The organism is Mesorhizobium sp. M7A.F.Ca.CA.004.12.1.1, from assembly GCF_003997835.1.
Lineage (GTDB): Bacteria > Pseudomonadota > Alphaproteobacteria > Rhizobiales > Rhizobiaceae > Mesorhizobium.
The window spans coordinates 1-697 of record NZ_RZRK01001400.1; the positions used below are offsets into that span (position 1 = coordinate 1).

General features: G+C 66.1%; 1 pseudogene. It reads left to right on the top strand.

Annotated features, from left to right (window positions below):
- Positions 1–697, top strand: a pseudogene (locus EN984_RS36670) (amidase family protein); the annotation flags it as partial.

The following is a 697-nucleotide window of genomic DNA, read 5'->3' on the forward strand; positions in this document are numbered from 1 at the left end:
GAAGGGCCTCGAAGCGACAAGGCGGATCGATTTCGAGGACTGGCTGGACGCCCATGGCATCGACGCCGTGGTGCTGCCCGCGGCCGCCGATGTCGGACCGGCCGATGCAGACATCGACGAGGCGTCCGCCGCCCTTGCCTGGCGCAATGGCACCTGGGTCGCCAACGGCAATCTGGTCTGGCGCCATTTCGGCATCCCCACCGTCACCGTGCCGATGGGAACCATGGCCGATATCGGCATGCCGGTCGGCCTGACTTTCGCCGGCAAGGCCTATGATGATGTCAGGTTGTTGCGCATGGCCGGCGATTTCGAACAGTCGACCCGGCGCCGCACCCTGCCCCCACGCACGCCGGAACTGACTGAAGATGTATTTTCCCGCCGGCCCACGCAAACCGGTGACGGCAAGGCACCTCCGCTCGTCATCGCGCTTGCCGCCGAGACGCGCACGACGGGCGATCAGGACGAGATCACCATCACGCTCGAACTGCCGATCGACGCCGAGGCGGAAAACGCCAGTGTCAAGGTGCATGTCAACGGCGAGCCTGTCGCGATGCAGCGAAGCGGAGCGCGCTCCTGTGGACAGGCATTGGTTCCGGCCGCAGAGCACCAGCGGTTCCACAGCGTCTGGCGTGGCTCGTATGGCTCGATCGTGACGGCTATTGTGCGGCTGGAGGATGGGCGCAGCGCCGGCGCCTAT